Here is a 16,530-nt window from a genome sequence, read left to right on the forward strand (position 1 = left end):
CCCAGCCACCAGTGTAACCATTATTACTGGTAACTCGGGTATTAATATTGACGAACTAAATTAAAATTAGGTAAAACAAAACCTGCCAATTTCACATTTAAAGAATACCAAGCATTTAAATTATGTCAGTATTCTCATATAAGCAACGTAACAACATTAACCTTGTTATCATTATTGCCCTCGGGATATTAATTGCCTACTCATTACAAAGTATTTTCAGTGCCATTTTAAGTACACTTGTGCTTTACACCATTATGCGCCCTGCCTATATCCACCTGGCAGAGAGGAAAGGATGGAACAAAAGACTGGTTGCCATTTCGCTAATAGCCATTAGCATAATTTTAATTGTACTGCCATTTTACGCCTTAAGCAGCATGGTAATCAGTAAAATTTCAGAGTTGAGAAATAATGAAATTTTTTTCAAAAACCTGCTCGTTAAATTACAACATCTTATTCCCATAAAAATTAACCAGGATTTAATTCAGGAAGGTATGAACAGGCTGGGCAACTGGGCTACGCAATTATTCCCATCTCTGATTTCGAGTGCAGTAAATATTATTTTAAGTCTGCTGGTGATGTACTTTTTACTCTACTTTATGCTTATTGAGCGCAAAAAATTCGAATTTTCGTTAATTAAATACGCACCGTTCAGAGAACAAAATGCCCTACGCTTTGGTGATGAAATGAGGAACACAACCTATGCCAATGTTTTGGGACAGGGCTTAATTTGTCTGGTTCAAGGCTCATTGGTTAGTCTTTCTTTTCTTATTTTAGGATATAAAGACCCGCTTTTTTGGGGCATAATTACTACTTTTATATCGTTTGTACCGGTTTTGGGACCACCAGTAGTTTTTGTTCCGGCGGCCATTTTGCAGATTGCAAATGGCAATAATTTTGCCGGCTGGGCCATGCTTGTTTTTGGTTTTGTGGTTATTATCAATATCGATAATGTACTGCGCTTTATCATTGCAAAAAAAATTGGCAATATCCACCCAATAATTACTGTAATTGGCGTAATTATTGGTATCCCTTTATTCGGTATATTGGGTCTTGTTTTTGGCCCTTTACTACTATCTTATTTTATACTGCTTGTTAAAATTTACGAAACGAGTACGCTCGCATCAGAGAGATTGGAAAGAATTAAAACAAATAATGAGCATATGGAGTTATAATATAGCTTAACAATAAAATAATGTAGTAGTTTTATATTGTACTTAATTGTTAAACCTTAAAATAGATTAATTATGAATGATAACTCAAAAGTTGTAGTTGCGCTTTTAGCAGGATTAGCTGCAGGTGCAGCGCTAGGAATTTTATTCGCACCAGATAAAGGCGAAGAAACGCGCGACAAATTAAGCCAATCGTTAAAAGATTTAGGCGATTCGATTAAAGATAAAGCTGCTGATGAAATTAATAACCTGGCTAGCTTAAAAGATAAAGTAGTAAGCTCTATCAAAACCAAATTAAGAAGCGTAGAAGAAGAGTATAGCGACGACGTAGAACACGCTTAAGAAATAAACAGGTATAGCCGGGCATTTGCCCCTGTTAAATCTCATCTGAATTATGCAGGAAGAAAATAAAGACAAAAGTATAGAAGATCTGGTAGATGATGCCAAAGGCTTTTTAGAAGCCCGGGTAGAGTACACCAGGCTTTATCTTATAGAAAAAGTATCCAAGGTTTTTGCAGATCTGGTAACAAGCACTGTTGTTATCGTTTGCTTTGTATTGGCCTTTTTGTTCGGTTCTGTTACGCTTGGGCTTTACCTGGGTGAGGTTTTACACAATTATGCCGCTGGCTTTGGCTGTGTATCCTTACTTTACATCTTAATTGCGGTAATTGTATATTTCACAAAAGATAAATACATCGAAAAAGCAATCATCAATATTGCCATAAGAAAGTATTTCGATAAACTAGCAGATAAGGAGGAAGTAGATGAGAAGCTATAAAACCATCAGAAACCTCGAAGACCTGCAGGCTAAAAAACTTGAGCTAAAAGTGGAATATACCCTGAAGCAAAAAATGCTAAAGACAGATGCTAAAGCGTACTTTCACCAATTTACTTTAGGCGCGCTGATTAAAAGATATGCTACACCCAGCAATTTGTTCAAGGCCGATGAAAAGCTGAACATCAGTAGCACAGCCATGTCTTTGCTTTTACCTATGATTATGAATAAAACCATCTTTAGAGGTGCTGGTTTTTTAACTAAAGCAGCTGTAGGATTGGTTTCCGGAAAACTGGGAAAATCGCTTGATGCGGAACACCTTTCTGCCATTTTTAATTCAGTAAAAGGCTGGTTCAGTAAAAAGAAAGAGAAAAAAGAAAAGAAGTTTGTCGATTATGGCATCCCGCCAGATAGTGAAACTTATTAGTTCAATAGTTCATTAAGTCATTAGTGAACCAGGAGCAAAACCATTTAAACAAAAAGCCACAGATTTTAAAATCTGTGGCTTTTTGTATTTAATATCCCTTGTCCTAACGGCTATCAATTAATGAACCAACGAACTATAAATCCGTTTTAATCTTAAGTTCTTTCAATTGCTTATCATCAATTGTACTTGGGCTATCAATCATCACATCGCGCCCTGAATTATTTTTAGGAAAAGCAATTACATCACGGATAGAATCTAAACCTGCAAAAATTGAGGTTAAGCGGTCGAAACCAAAAGCAATACCACCATGCGGAGGTGCACCAAATTCGAAAGCATCCATTAAGAAACCAAATTGCTTTTGTGCTTCTTCTGCACTAAAACCTAAATGTTTAAACATTAAAGCCTGCAATTCGCGGTCGTGAATCCGGATAGAGCCACCGCCAACTTCGGTACCGTTAATTACCATATCGTAAGCATTGGCACGTACATTTTTAGGATCAGTATCTAATAATGTAATATCTTCTGGCTTTGGAGAAGTGAAAGGGTGGTGCATGGCATGGTAACGTTCAGTTTCCTCATCCCACTCTAAAAGCGGGAAATCCAATACCCAAAGGGCAGAAAATGTATTTTTGTCGCGCAAACCTAAACGGTTACCCATTTCTAAACGAAGCTCGTTTAATTGCTTACGTACTTTATCAGTCGAACCTGCTAAAATTAACAATAAATCACCTTTTTCAGTTTCAAAAGCTTCGCTCCATTGTTTAAGATCTGCTTCATTAAAGAATTTATCAACCGACGATTTAATGGTTCCATCGTCGTTATGGCGGGCATAAATTAAACCTGTAGCGCCTATTTGCGGACGTTTAATGAAATCTGTTAGTTCATCCAACTGCTTACGTGTGTAGCTTGCAGCACCTTTTGCATTGATACCCACTACCAGTTCAGCGTTATCAAAAACAGGGAAACCTTTACCTTTAACCAGGTCGTTTAACTCTACAAACTGCATAGCAAAACGGGTATCCGGCTTATCCGATCCGTATAAACGCATGGCATCTGCATATTGCATACGCGGTACTTCCGGTAAATCGTAATTACGCACTTCTTTAAACAAAGTACGGATTAAGCCTTCGAAAGTGTTTAATATATCTTCTTGTTCGATGAACGACATTTCGCAGTCAATCTGGGTAAACTCAGGCTGACGGTCTGCTCTCAAATCTTCATCTCTGAAACATTTTACAATCTGGAAATAACGGTCGAAACCAGAAACCATTAGCAATTGCTTAAAAGTTTGGGGCGATTGAGGCAGAGCATAAAACTCGCCCTCGTTCATACGGCTAGGCACAACGAAATCTCTTGCACCTTCTGGTGTCGACTTAATTAAAACCGGTGTTTCTACCTCGATAAAATCTAAGGCATCTAAGTAACGACGTACCGATTGCGCCATTTTATGACGTAAAACCAGGTTATTACGAACCGGATTACGACGTAAATCCAGGTAGCGGTATTTCATGCGCAACTCATCACCACCATCGGTTTCATCATCAATTAAAAATGGAGGTAGTTTAGCTGCATTTAATATTTCTAATGCCGTAATTTTAATCTCCACATCACCCGTTGGCATTTTTGGATTTTTATTGCTTCGCTCTACTACGGTACCAATGGCTTTAATTACAAACTCGCGACCAAGGCTACGTGCTTTTTCGCAAAGTTCGCGGTTATCGTCCATGTTAAAAACCAATTGGGTAATGCCATAACGATCGCGGATGTCGATAAAAGTCATACCGCCCAAATCTCTCGATTTCTGTACCCAACCACATAAGGCTACACTTTCACCTAAGTTATTCAGGTTTAATGCACCACAAGTTACTGTTCTTAACATATGTTTATCTAAATTGAGCGGCAAAAATACCGATTTTGTTTTAAAGTTTCGAGTAGAAGATTTTATGTTTTTCCTATTAAACAGAAACATCTATAATTGAGATTTCTTTTTGGGTAAGGAATCTACAACAGTGATCTTTTTGAAAAGCATAAATGAAAACAATCTATCATCATGGCTTGGAATACGATAAACACCCTTAGCTTTTAAAATGTATGCAGAAATTGCAGCCATATCCCAGCCATCTACTATATTAGCAGGCCATTTTACATTTAAAAGGCTTTCAAAGCCTCTTTTTATACCATAGGCCCTAACCGTTGCTATATCTTTTTTTACATTTTCTTCTATCGAAGAATTACCCCAGGCCCACAACCATGTATTTGATTTTAACGAAACAGATCCTACTTCCTCATAATCAATAATAACTTTCTGTACACTTTTATCACTAAATATGAGTTTACCGGTCAGTTGGTCGTAATCCCATCGTTCATATTGACCAATTTTATATTTCTCCTGGCAATAGGCTTGCTGTTTTTTTAGGTACTCGCATGAAATTCTGGAGAGCTCTTCAAATGAAACTGTATCTAACACCTCGATCTTTCTCGAAGATTTACTATTGCAACTTGCCAAGTAGACTGCAAGTACTAAACCGTATAACCTTAGTATTCTTATCATTCAAAATGAGCGCTAATACTTTTCTTCTAAAGTAATTTCAACTGCAATTACTTTCCACTCTCCTCTAATATTTTTCCAATGCACCGTTTCTTCAGTTTGGATGGTTTGCTTTTTAGAGAAAAGCAGCAAATTAGGCTTAATAATAATCGATTTCCTGGCAATTTTCTCTGTAAAAACATCGTCCTCGAAAGTAGATTTAATGCGGTAGTAACTGGTTTCGAAACTTTTGATTCCTTTAAAATCCTTTCTTAAATCAATCGAATAATCGCGTTTATTAAGTGCTGCACCACCGGCTGGTGTAAAGGAAAAGCCATCGTCGAGCATAGCAATATATGCATCGGCATCTCTGTTAATCAAAGCCTGGTTTGCTTTTTTATGTATCTCGTTTATTGCTGAAATGATTAAATCGGTTTCCATGGCATGAAGTTAAGCGTTTGTTGCAGGGTTTTCAAATTAATGATGAGCAGTTGGTCAATTTTCCACAAAACAGCACCATCTGCTTAAAGATTTAGTTTTTTGCACCAGCCTACGTTAAGTAAACCCGATTGAACGGACGCCAACTTCTTCAAATTGGCTGGAGGAAAAGCGGGGCTGAAAATGCCAAAAGCACAGAACCGTTCGTTTTCTACCGAATGAGATAAAAAATTTAAATTTTGACAGGCTAATCTTAAAACAGAATTAACATAATTTTAAACTTTTTTATACCTTGATGCAACGTTTTAAAATCTCTCCTGTCTTATAATCAGAATATTCAAAATTTTGGAAGCCGTATACATCGATAAAAACCTAGAGCTAGTAAAAGAATGCATGCAGGGCAGCCGCGCAGCACAGTTTGAATTGTACAAGCTGTATGCCAGGGCGATGTATAACGTGGCATTGCGCATTTTAAATTACGAAGAAGAGGCTGAAGATGTTTTACAGGAAGCATTTTTAGATGCTTTTACCAGAATTGTTGATTTTAGGCAGGAAACCACATTCGGACTTTGGTTAAAGCAGATTGTGATTAACAAATCCATCAATTATCTGCGTAAACGCAAGATGGAATTTGTAAGTACCGACGAAATATCGGAAGTACCTGACGAAGATAGTTTTGATGACAGTGAAGTGCGGTTGCAGGCCGAAGAGATAAGGCAGGCCATTACCGAGTTGCCAGATGGTTATAGGGTAGTGTTAAGTTTATACCTTTTAGAGGGCTACGACCATGAAGAAATTGCACACATTTTAAAAATAAGTGAAAACACCAGCCGCACACAATATATGCGTGCCAAAAAGAAGTTAAAAAGTATTTTAGAACTGAAAGGGATGAGAGATGAATAATAGTAGATTAGAAACCTTTGTAAAAGAAAACCGCAAAGCATTCGATGTAATGGAACCATCGGCAGCGCTTTGGGCCAAAATTGAAAAGGAATTAGACACCAAAAAGAAAAAAAAACCAGTAAAACTGTATTTATGGATGAGTGCAGCGGCAGCTATTGTAGTAGTTATTGGTTTAGCTTTGTTGTACACCGTAAAAATGCAAAACAACGGTTTAGAAATAGCTGATGTTAGCGCTTCGTACGCTAAAAAAGAAGTTCATTTTGCAGGTTTAATTACCGAAAAGAGAGACAGTTTGGCCATTTTCGCTTCGGCCAACCCCGAATTGTATAAAAAATTTACCGCTGATTTGAGAAAGCTTGATGAAGATTACGAAAGGCTAAAATCGGAACTACCAACATCGCCCAACCAAACTTTTGTGGTAAAAGCAATGGTAAAAAACCGCGAAATACAGTTGCAACTTTTAAAACAACAATTACTAATTATAAATCAGGTTGACGATTACAAAAGGGTTAATCAGATATAGAAAGACCAGAGGTTAAAGACCAAAGCTGATAAAAGGTCGGAAGTCGGGAAGTCAGAGGTCCGAAGATAGTTAACTATATAAAACATTAAAATTATCCGCTCGGGAAAAGAACAGTGACGTAATACGCTCACCACATTGAATTGCTTATGCCAGCCGGCAGGTTTTAAGCCATTTAATGTTTAACAATTAACAACATGAAAACAATAAAAATACTTTTGGCCTTTATGGCTTTAATAGCCGTAAAAGCCAATGCTCAGGAGGCAACAGTTAATAGCCCATCAGAAAAAGCGGTTGTAGAAATTTTAGAAAAATCTACTACCCTGGCTGTGGTAAATAATACCAAATACGTTCAAACCGGTAGTGACGCTGAACGTTCCAAATCTTTCAGCAAGAGTTTCAGTGTTGATAACAACGATAAAGTTAACCTCAACAACCAATACGGATCGATTGTGATTAAAACCTGGGACAAAAAAGAAGTTAAGGTTGATATCGACATTAAGGCCTACAGCAATTCGGATAATGATGCCCAAAAGCTAATTGACGGTGTAAGTATTGAGGCCAATAAAACAGGTGATGTGGTATCGATAAAAACCAATTTTGCCGATCGTGGTGGCAATAATTTTATGGGCAGGATAACAAAAAACGGAGTTACTAAACGCCGAGAGCTTAAAATTTCCTACATCATTTATATGCCTGCAGTTAACCCACTTACGGTAATGCAACAGTACGGCAACGTAAATATGGACGATTTTTCTGGTCCAACTTCTTTAAAAGTACAATACGGAAGCTTAACGGCGGGTAACTTAAGCAATGCCAATAACTACATCAATGTGCAATATGGCAAATGTACCATTCAGGACATCAATGCTGCTGTGGTGAAACATAGCTACAACGGGCCTGTAAGCATTGGTAGCGTGGGCACATTAGAACTAGCTGCCGAATATGTAGCCGTTAATGTAAATACCATTCGTAAATCGGCCGATATTAAGGTAGAATATGGAGGTGGTTTAACCGTTGGCAACATTGGCGGTAATTTATTGCTTAATACCGAGTATGCCAAGGTTGACATAAACAGTGTAAAAGGAAATACCGTAATTAAACAAGGTTATGGCAGTTTAAACCTGGCCAGTGTAGGTAAACTTAATTTAAAAACCGAGTATACCAATGTAACGCTGGGCGCATTAAATGGCGATGCATTAATAGATATGGAGTATAACAAGCTAAGTGTGGCCGAAATTACCCCAGCTTGCCACAACTTTACTTTTACCGGCGAATATGTAAGCACTGCATTAGGGTTTAACGATAGATATAATGCAAACTTTAATCTCTCAACATCGTATGCAGGCTTTAAATATGGCTCAAACGTTTCGTCAAGTAAAGTTAGCGATGACGATGAAACCAAAAAATACACAGGCAAAATTGGTTCTGGCGGTGGTGCTACTGTAAACATTAAATCAGAATACGGATCGATCACCTTTAAATAAGAATTTTAGAGACCAAATAAACTATAGTCCTGTCTATTTTATAGGCAGGACTTTTTTATTTACCACTGTCCGATAACGGATATTAAAATGTTCGATTATGAACACCTCCGTAGTTTGTAAGTGCCAATAGATCAATCCAGATAGCCTTTTTCAGTTGGTATAAAAATTGAAAGCCCAAAATCACCGAGATTAAACTAAACAAACTATGAAAAAAATTCTTTTACTGCTTCTATTGCCTTTAACGCTACTCGCGCAATCGAACAAACTAACAAAAGCTGATAAAATTTATGGCTTATCGAAATTTTGGCAGGAGGTAAATTACAATTTTGTTTACCTAAATAAAGTTGACCGTGTTAAATGGGATAGCACTTATAAAGCCTTAATTACCACTATACCAGAAACCAAAACCGATTATGCGTACTACCAGGAAATGCAAAGGTTTTGTGCGATGTTGAAGGACGGACATACCAACATTTACATGCCAGCTGGTAAAGATTTTGAGCCTATGAACACCATGTTCGGCGACTATCGTTTTTTCATCGAAAACGTAGAGAATAAGGCAATTATTACACGTGTTAATTTCAGCAAAAAAGACGAAATTCCTGTCGGAAGTGAAGTTATAGCTGTTAATGGCAAACCCACACCTCAATATATAGCCGAGCATGTTGCTCCATATATTTCATCCTCTACCGATTATGTTTTGCACGATTGGAGCACAAGCAAACTGCTTCAGGGAATTGAAGGAAGCCAGTTTGAAATCAAAATTAAAAAACCGAAAGGTCAAATTGTAACCCTAAACTTAAGCCACAAGCGTACTGAGGAAAAAGAGGTTTTCCCTGCTTTTCCACCAGAATCGGCTTTGCTTGATTTTAAATGGTACCCAAACCATGTGGCCTATGTTGCACTTAACTCTTTTGGCGACGAAAAAATAGATTCTCTTTTTACCACTAAACTGCCAGAGCTGTATAAAGCCAAAGCCATAATTGTTGATTTAAGGAATAATGGAGGCGGAAGTACCGGAATTGGTAGTTATATATTGAAATATTTAACCAACGACAGCCTACTTTATGGATCGCGCTATGCTACCCGGCAACTAACTTCCGCTTTTAAAGCCTGGGGGAAATATACTGCTGCAAAGGATACAGCAAACAGTGAATGGAATAAAAAAGCCCTTTTAACTTATCAGGATAATTATTTTTACAATTTAGATTACTACCCGCTGAAAAATAAACTTTCCGAAAAGCGGATTGTGGTACCTACGGTTTTATTAATTGGCCACAACACTGCCTCAGCAGCAGAAGACTTTTTGATTTACGCAGATAACCAAAAACACATGACCAAAATTGGCAGAAACTCTTTTGGAAGCACTGGCCAGCCTTATCTTTTCGACCTTCCAGGTGGAGGAAGCGCAAGAGTTTGCACCAAAAAGGACACTTACCCGGATGGGCGTGAATTTGTTGGTTACGGTGTAAAACCTGATATCGAAGTAATACCAACCGTAAAAGATTTTATGGCCAACAAGGATGCAACACTAAACACGGCAATTGATTACCTCAATAAAAAGATAAAATAGTCAATCCATTAAGTCTCGTCTAAATTTGGCGAGACTTTTTATATTTAGCCTCGCTATGAAGTTTTATCTTTTCACATTGCTTTTAATTGCAGGCTATGCAAAAGCTCAGGAAACGCCTACTGTAAAATGGGCTACGCAAGAAACTTTCTTTGAAGACTTAACGGGGAAAGATTTACCAGATTTTAAAGGACAAACCACCAGTAAAAAAACGTTTGGTAAAGCTGATTTAAAAAACCAGATAGTAGTGATTAATTTCTGGTTTGAAAAATGCCCGCCCTGCCTGGCCGAAATGCCCGAATTAAATAAACTGGCTACCGAATACCGAAAAAAAGGCATCCGCTTTATTGGCATAACCCACGATACACCAATGCGCGCAAAACTTTTTCAAAAACGCAATGGCTACCAATATGAAATTGTTTCGTTAACGCAGGATGAAATCAGAAAGCTGAATATTAACCATGGCTTCCCTTCCAACATTCTGGTTGGGCGCGATGGTAAAATCATTTACGCTACGGCCAACATTTCTTTCACTGATACAACATATAAAGCCAAATCGGTTTTATTTGAACAAAAACTGAGAACAGAGGTGGATAAAAATTCGATATCATTTAGAAATATCCCGAAGAAATAGATTAACCATAAAAGAGATATGCTTATCTTAGTTTTAAGGCAGGCATATTTTGGCCGACACTTAATAAACAGCTAAAAACCAGGCAATGAAATCTATTAACAGCAAAAACATCTACCTCACTTTAATTACATTAATTGTTTGGTTTTCGCTTGCGCTACAATTTAATTTAAGCTTAGAGCTTTATAAGGGAGCTGTTTGGCCAACCCTTAAGATACTTTTATCTTTCTTTACTGTTTTAACCAATCTTTGCGTAGCCATCTGCTTAGTCTCATTACTGTTGTTTAAGCATACTGCCCTAGGGCATTTTTTTTCAAAGCCCTCTACACAAACAGCTATTGCGGTGTATATATTTTTAGTGGCTTTGGTATATAATATAGCCTTACGTGGTTTAGATCAACCAACGGGCTGGCATAGCCTCAGTAACGAATTGTTGCACGTTATTAATCCATTGCTATTTTTAATTTATTGGATTGCTTTTGTAGATAAAACCAAACTCGAGTACAAACAAACCATTGGCTGGCTGGTTTATCCGCTGCTGTATGTTATTTTTATTGTGATAAGAGGCTATTTAATCAGTCAATACCCTTATCCATTTATTAATGTGGCAAAAATTGGTTACCCCAAAGCTATTTTAAATACCATCATTATTCTGGTTGTATTTTGGATTTTATCTTTAATTTTCGTGTTTACCGGAAAGAAAACTGCTAAAGCTTAAAGCACATACTCATCGTTTATTGGCTTAACGGGCTCCGGAATTTCTTCTTCTTCAAGCATCTGCAAAAGGTTTATTTCTATGGTCCGCGTAATCTGATTAAGCGGTACCCCAGCCGAATTGTTTTCGAAAGGATTAACCAGACTCATGCCATTGATTTGTGTAGATACAAATACAAAACCAATTAACCAGCCCAAAAATATAGCTGCAGGCCCTGCATCCTGACTAATAACCAGGGTAAAGGTTACCACAAACAGCCAAATAAATACCTTGGTTAAATAACTATAGGTGGTTGGAAAAATGGTGTTCTTAATCCTTTCGCTCATCCCCATTGAATCGGAAAAGCGGGTTAGCATTTCATTAATTTCGATAAACCTGAAACCATCAATAGCACCAGTCTTAGAAAGTCTCTGCAAATCTCTCGATTGGATATTCAAAAGAGCATTATGTTTGTTGTTATGCTTTTCCATTTCCAATAAATCTGCTTCAGATAAATATTTGGTGTAAATTTCATCAACAGTACCCCTTAAATTGGCTTTTAAGGCATATAAAAAAGCGATGTGCCTGCAAACCATTCGTTTTACACCTTCGTCGTCATTATCTGCGTAATTAATCAATGCCCGGGCAAAAGAACGCGAATCGTTAACCAATGCGCCCCACACTTTTCGGGCTTCCCACCACCTATCGTATGCCTGGTTATTGTTAAAACCAATAAAAAAGGCAATTGCCGTACCTAAAACCGTTGGAATTATGGATGGAATAGAAAAATGGTGTGCGATTAAATATTCGCGCACGAAGTAAGCTGCTGTACAGGAGGCGATCATAATAAGATCAACCTGCCATGTATTTCTCAAAATTCTACTTAACCTGATATTCTGTACTAAAAGCATATATTCTAAATGGAAAATGAAAATACAAAACTAAAGGCAAAATGTTTCATTATAAACAAATTTAATAGCAGACAGTACAGGTTGCCGATTGCTATTCAAATGTTTATATTGGGAAACCAAATATTCCCGAATTTTTATGAGCGACGCTTTACCTAAGAACAACATTTTTAAAGTTATTGGTGCATCATCACTGGGCACACTGATTGAATGGTACGATTTTTACATTTTTGGCAGCTTAGCCGTAATTATTGGCCACCAGTTATTTCCTGAAGATGCAGGTGCATCGGCTCTGATTAATACACTCGCCATATTTGCCGCTGGCTTTATTGTACGCCCGTTTGGCGCGCTTGTTTTTGGTCGCCTGGGCGATTTAATTGGCCGGAAATATACTTTTCTTTTAACACTGGTGTTAATGGGAGGATCGACCTTTTTTATTGGCCTCATTCCTTCTTATAAAAGCATTGGCTATGCCGCGCCTATCCTGGTGCTCATATTAAGGCTAATTCAGGGTTTGGCGCTAGGTGGCGAATACGGAGGTGCCGCAACCTATGTTGCAGAGCATGCCCCTAAAAATAAACGAGGCTTTTTTACAAGCTGGATTCAAACCACCGCAACATTAGGACTTTTCCTTTCGCTGGGTATTATTGTAATTACCAAAAACATTTTAGGCTCCGAAACTTTTGGCGACTGGGGCTGGCGGATTCCTTTTCTGCTATCGATTGTGCTGGTTGTGGTATCCATTTATATCCGCATGAAAATGCACGAATCGCCCATGTTTTCGAAACTGAAAGCGGAAGGGAATGTTTCAAAAAATCCGTTAAAAGAAAGTTTCAGCAATAAGGCAAACTTTAAAATGGTATTACTGGCATTATTTGGGGCAACTATGGGTCAGGGTGTAATTTGGTATACAGGCCAGTTTTATGCACAATCTTTTTTAGAAAACACCTGTAAGCTGGATTTTAACGATTCGAGATATATTTTACTTTGGGGTATTGCTTTCGCCACCCCATTTTTTGTAGTATTTGGAGCCTGGAGCGATAAGGTGGGCAGAAAATGGATTATGCTTACAGGCATGTTGCTCGGCATTATTTTCTATCGCCCTATTTATCAGATCTTTCTAGATGATACAGATTATACCAAAATTGAACAAGCTGACATTTTATCTTCAACGGCTGCTCCGGCAAGCGCCGTATTGATCCAAAATTCGACTGATAGTTTAAGAACAATAGTAACCAAAGTTGTGCTTAAAAACGGAGCCACTTTTAACCGCGTGCAAACCGATACCGTTACTTTAAGCAATGGCATTTTATCCGCAAAAGAAATCATTAAAGATAAGGTACTGGCAGAGCCCGTATTCTGGAAGTTTGTAGGTTTAATCTTTTTTCAGATTCTGTTGGTTACCATGGTTTACGGGCCGATTGCAGCATTTTTAGTAGAGCTTTTCCCAACCAAGATCAGATATACCTCTATGTCGTTACCGTACCATATTGGCAATGGTGTTTTTGGCGGACTTGTTCCATTTATTGCCACCCTGATCGCCAGTTTTTCGGGATCGACACCACTATCTGGCTTGTGGTATCCGATTGGTATTGCTACGTTGAGTCTGGTTATCGGCACGATTTATTTATCGAACAAAAGAGACGAAAACATTAACGATTAGCAATTAAGAAAATGAATATACTGAAGAAATTTTTAGGCTTAATTTGGATGGTTTTAGGACCGTTGGCCATGACATTTTTGTTTTTACAAGCCATAGATAAAGTAGGTTTAACCCATACCGATATCGAACGTACCAATACCATTTTACAGTGGGGAATTATCCTGTTTATTTTCCTGCCGATAAGCCTTGGACTAATGATTTTTGGCTTCTACGCCTGGAAAGGCGAATACGATAAATTGCCGGAGAACTCGGAAGATGTGTAGCTATTATTTTTCCATTTTCACCGCAGAGACACGAAGGACACAAAGTATAGCTTAAGGATAATCACTATTCGCCGCTCGCGCGCGCTTCTAACGCGTGCGGAAATAACACGTCGTATTTTTTACGACGATAAAGACATATTTTGCCACGGAAACACGGAATACATAGAAAAAAATCCCCGCTAATCTGTGTGGCTAACGAAAGCTACTCGCAAAAAATTAAAGTACCCGCAGCAACAAACCTTTCAGGTATTCGCCTTCCGGGAAAGAAATCCTAACCGGGTGATCTTCCGGCTGACAGAATTGTTTAATAATCTGTACTTCCTTTCCTGCATCGAGCGCTGCCCAAGCAATAATTTGTTTAAAGGTTTCGATATCAACCGCGCCAGAGCAAGAGAAAGTAGCTAAAAGGCCACCCTTTTCTAACAGCAACATGCCTAAACGATTCAAGTCTTTGTAAGCTCTGGCCGCCCGGTCCAAGGCCGAACGAGAGGGAGCATATTTTGGCGGATCGAGCACGATCACATCAAACAGTTCGCCCGATTCTTTAAAAGCCCTTAATTGTTTATTAACATCCGATTGAATGGCAGTAACTTTAGCCTCGTCGAATCGATTAAGGGCTACGTTTTGTTTAAGCGTTTCTACCGCCAGTCCCGAACTATCTACACTGGTAATACTCACAGCACCGTTAGCTAAACTATTTAAGCTAAAACCACCGCTATAGCTAAAGCAATCTAATATCTTTTTACCCTTAGTATAACTGGCTAAAATGCTTCTATTGTCTCGCTGATCACAATAAAAGCCCGATTTTTGTCCTTCTGCGATATTAATGTGGTAGGTGATCCCATTTTCTTTAACCGCTAAAAACTCTGGTGGATTTTCACCCCAAAGCAAGCCATTTTCAACAGGCAAGCCTTCGTGGGTACGGGCAGTAGCATCACTTTTATCAAAAATACCTTTAGGCTGTAGTTCAGTTTTTAAGATTTCTACTATTTCGGCTTTTACCTTTTCAATACCCGAACTTAAAATCTGTAGCGAGAGAAAATCGGCATACTGATCGACAATTAAACCGGGCAGGAAATCGGCTTCGCTAAAAACCAGTCGACAGGTATTGGTTTGCTCACCCAAAATAAATTGGCGCGAAGCAATGGCTTGTTTTAACCGGTTTTGGTACCAGCTAAAATTAATTGTCTGGCTTTCATCCCATTCCAGCAAACGAACGGCCACGCGAGAGTTGCTGTTATAATAACCATAGGCCAGAAATTCCTGATCAAAGGCATATACTTTTACCACATCACCATCTTCAGGTTTTCCCTTAACTTTTTCCAGTGCACCAGAAAATACCCATGGATGTCTTTGTAATGCTGCTTTTTCTTTGCCTTTTTTTAACGTGATTTCTACCATGCTGCAAAGGTAATTAAAAGCGGGCGAATGTTAAATGCAATATGGAAGATGTAAGATTTACCCAATTACAAAAATCGATTCCCGATTGCTTTCTGCATCTTAACCAACTCAGTATCTAAAATTTTGGTTTCGAATTCAGTCACTGGCCTTTTAGCTTCAATCATCGAGATCAACAATTCGGTGGCTACCTGACCCATTTCAAAGGCAGGTTGTTTTACAGATGTTAATGAAGGTGAAAACAGTTCGACCAGGTTTGAGTTGGTAAAACCTGAAATGGCAATATTATGGGCCACCTCCGGGTTGGTTTTCTTCAGCGCCATAATGCAACCTGTAGTTAAACGGTCGCTCGAAATAAAAATCCCATCAGGTTTAAGCGGCAAAAGTTCTTTAACAGCCTGCTCTAGCTCGGCACTATGCATGCCACCATGCTGGCAATACTTAACCAGTTCGGATTTAAATTCAATATGATATTTAGCCAGCGCAGCTTTATAACCTTCCAACCGCTCTTTTGTGATCGACAGGTTTTCTGAATTGGTTAAATGTGCGATGGTTCTTTTTCCGGATAAAATAAGATGCTCGGTAGCATCGAAAGAGCCCTTAAAGTTATTAGCGATTACCTTGTGGGTTTCAAAATCTTCGGGCACCCGGTCAAAAAAAACAATTGGTAAGCCCTTGCTGTATAAATCGCGCAGGTAATCAATATCCTGTGTTTCAGACGACAACGCAATTAAAAGCCCATCGATTGAACGCGAGGCCAAATGCTCTACGTTGAGTTTTTCTTGTTTATAAGATTCGTGGCTTTGTGAAATAATTACATGATAATCTTTATCGTAAGCAATAGATTCGATGCCGTTAATTACCTGCGAAAAGAAATTATTGGCAATTTCGCTCACAATAATGCCAATAGAATAACTGCGGCGTTCTTTAAGACTACGGGCAATAGGATTCGCCCTGTAGTTTACCTTCTCGGCATAAGCCAGAACCAGTTTTTTAGTCTCTTCACTAATTTCGTAACGGTCTCTTAAAGCCCTCGAAACTGTCGATGTAGACAGTCCTAATGCTTTAGCAATATCTTTTATGGTAGATGTTTCAAATCTCATGGCATGTACTTGCGTACAAGTTACAAAAAATATCGCTGATGGCTATTCTACCAA

At 38.3% G+C, this 16,530-nt stretch carries 18 protein-coding genes; 12 read left to right on the forward strand and 6 right to left on the reverse strand.

The features are described 5' to 3' along the window. Positions 1–122 precede the first annotated feature (122 nt). The 4 genes from G7074_RS08665 (at position 123) to G7074_RS08680 (ending at position 2,371) form a co-directional block, all read left to right on the forward strand. On the forward strand, positions 123–1,172 hold the full coding sequence (locus G7074_RS08665; RefSeq protein ID WP_124561934.1) for an AI-2E family transporter: 1,050 nt from the start codon (positions 123–125) through the stop codon (positions 1,170–1,172). Positions 1,173–1,244: 72 nt separating this feature from the next. After that, the gene (locus G7074_RS08670; RefSeq protein ID WP_039474732.1) at positions 1,245–1,511 is read left to right on the forward strand and encodes a YtxH domain-containing protein; all 267 of its coding nucleotides are present in this window, start codon (positions 1,245–1,247) and stop codon (positions 1,509–1,511) included. Positions 1,512–1,563: 52 nt separating this feature from the next. Continuing rightward, a complete protein-coding gene (locus G7074_RS08675; protein WP_124561933.1) occupies positions 1,564–1,947 on the forward strand; it encodes a phage holin family protein in 384 nt (127 codons plus the stop codon). Continuing rightward, positions 1,934–2,371 carry a hypothetical protein gene (locus G7074_RS08680; protein WP_124561932.1) on the forward strand — a complete coding sequence of 146 codons (438 nt, stop codon included), beginning with the start codon at positions 1,934–1,936 and terminating at the stop codon, positions 2,369–2,371. Before G7074_RS08675 ends, G7074_RS08680 begins: the two co-directional genes overlap by 14 nt. 133 nt (positions 2,372–2,504) lie before the next feature. On the opposite strand, the gene aspS is transcribed toward G7074_RS08680, so the two are convergent. The 3 genes from aspS to G7074_RS08695 form a co-directional block, all read right to left on the reverse strand. Continuing rightward, positions 2,505–4,250 carry an aspartate--tRNA ligase gene (gene aspS, locus G7074_RS08685; protein ID WP_124560942.1) on the reverse strand — a complete coding sequence of 582 codons (1,746 nt, stop codon included), beginning with the start codon at positions 4,248–4,250 and terminating at the stop codon, positions 2,505–2,507. Between the two features lie 90 nt (positions 4,251–4,340). Next, a complete protein-coding gene (locus G7074_RS08690) occupies positions 4,341–4,922 on the reverse strand; it encodes a DUF6882 domain-containing protein (RefSeq protein WP_124560943.1) in 582 nt (193 codons plus the stop codon). A 12-nt stretch (positions 4,923–4,934) separates the two neighbouring features. After that, positions 4,935–5,339, reverse strand: coding sequence for a nuclear transport factor 2 family protein (locus G7074_RS08695; protein ID WP_166207988.1), 405 nt, complete (start codon positions 5,337–5,339; stop codon positions 4,935–4,937). A gap of 342 nt (positions 5,340–5,681) precedes the next feature. Between G7074_RS08695 and G7074_RS08700 the strand changes: the two genes are divergently transcribed. From G7074_RS08700 to G7074_RS08725, 6 genes are all read left to right on the forward strand, one after another. Then, the gene (locus G7074_RS08700; RefSeq protein WP_199748371.1) at positions 5,682–6,239 is read left to right on the forward strand and encodes an RNA polymerase sigma factor; all 558 of its coding nucleotides are present in this window, start codon (positions 5,682–5,684) and stop codon (positions 6,237–6,239) included. Then, positions 6,232–6,762 carry a hypothetical protein gene (locus G7074_RS08705; RefSeq protein ID WP_233603919.1) on the forward strand — a complete coding sequence of 177 codons (531 nt, stop codon included), beginning with the start codon at positions 6,232–6,234 and terminating at the stop codon, positions 6,760–6,762. The genes G7074_RS08700 and G7074_RS08705 overlap by 8 nt, the downstream gene beginning before the upstream one ends. A 194-nt stretch (positions 6,763–6,956) precedes the next feature. Continuing rightward, positions 6,957–8,246, forward strand: coding sequence for a hypothetical protein (locus G7074_RS08710; protein ID WP_233603920.1), 1,290 nt, complete (start codon positions 6,957–6,959; stop codon positions 8,244–8,246). A 205-nt stretch (positions 8,247–8,451) separates the two neighbouring features. Beyond that, a complete protein-coding gene (locus G7074_RS08715; protein WP_124560946.1) occupies positions 8,452–9,819 on the forward strand; it encodes a S41 family peptidase in 1,368 nt (455 codons plus the stop codon). Positions 9,820–9,874: 55 nt separating this feature from the next. After that, positions 9,875–10,450, forward strand: coding sequence for a peroxiredoxin (locus tag G7074_RS08720; protein WP_166207991.1), 576 nt, complete (start codon positions 9,875–9,877; stop codon positions 10,448–10,450). 85 nt (positions 10,451–10,535) lie between these two features. Beyond that, on the forward strand, positions 10,536–11,165 hold the full coding sequence (locus G7074_RS08725) for a Pr6Pr family membrane protein (RefSeq protein ID WP_124560948.1): 630 nt from the start codon (positions 10,536–10,538) through the stop codon (positions 11,163–11,165). On the opposite strand, the gene G7074_RS08730 is transcribed toward G7074_RS08725, so the two are convergent. Continuing rightward, the gene (locus G7074_RS08730) at positions 11,162–12,052 is read right to left on the reverse strand and encodes a bestrophin family protein (protein WP_166207994.1); all 891 of its coding nucleotides are present in this window, start codon (positions 12,050–12,052) and stop codon (positions 11,162–11,164) included. The genes G7074_RS08725 and G7074_RS08730 overlap by 4 nt on opposite strands. A 136-nt stretch (positions 12,053–12,188) precedes the next feature. On the opposite strand from G7074_RS08730, the gene G7074_RS08735 reads away from it, so the two are divergent. Both G7074_RS08735 and G7074_RS08740 read left to right on the forward strand, forming a co-directional pair. Beyond that, on the forward strand, positions 12,189–13,712 hold the full coding sequence (locus G7074_RS08735; protein ID WP_166207997.1) for an MFS transporter: 1,524 nt from the start codon (positions 12,189–12,191) through the stop codon (positions 13,710–13,712). An 11-nt stretch (positions 13,713–13,723) separates the two neighbouring features. Beyond that, the gene (locus G7074_RS08740) at positions 13,724–13,975 is read left to right on the forward strand and encodes a DUF6814 family protein (protein ID WP_124560951.1); all 252 of its coding nucleotides are present in this window, start codon (positions 13,724–13,726) and stop codon (positions 13,973–13,975) included. A gap of 216 nt (positions 13,976–14,191) precedes the next feature. On the opposite strand, the gene G7074_RS08745 is transcribed toward G7074_RS08740, so the two are convergent. Next, positions 14,192–15,376 (reverse strand): class I SAM-dependent rRNA methyltransferase, encoded by a 1,185-nt coding sequence (locus G7074_RS08745; protein WP_166208000.1) that lies wholly within the window; start codon positions 15,374–15,376, stop codon positions 14,192–14,194. A gap of 65 nt (positions 15,377–15,441) precedes the next feature. Continuing rightward, entirely contained in the window at positions 15,442–16,476 is a 1,035-nt protein-coding gene (locus G7074_RS08750; RefSeq protein ID WP_124560953.1) for a LacI family DNA-binding transcriptional regulator, read from the reverse strand. Positions 16,477–16,530: the final 54 nt, after the last annotated feature.

Origin of the sequence: Pedobacter sp. HDW13 (assembly GCF_011303555.1) — a bacterium.
GTDB lineage: Bacteria > Bacteroidota > Bacteroidia > Sphingobacteriales > Sphingobacteriaceae > Pedobacter.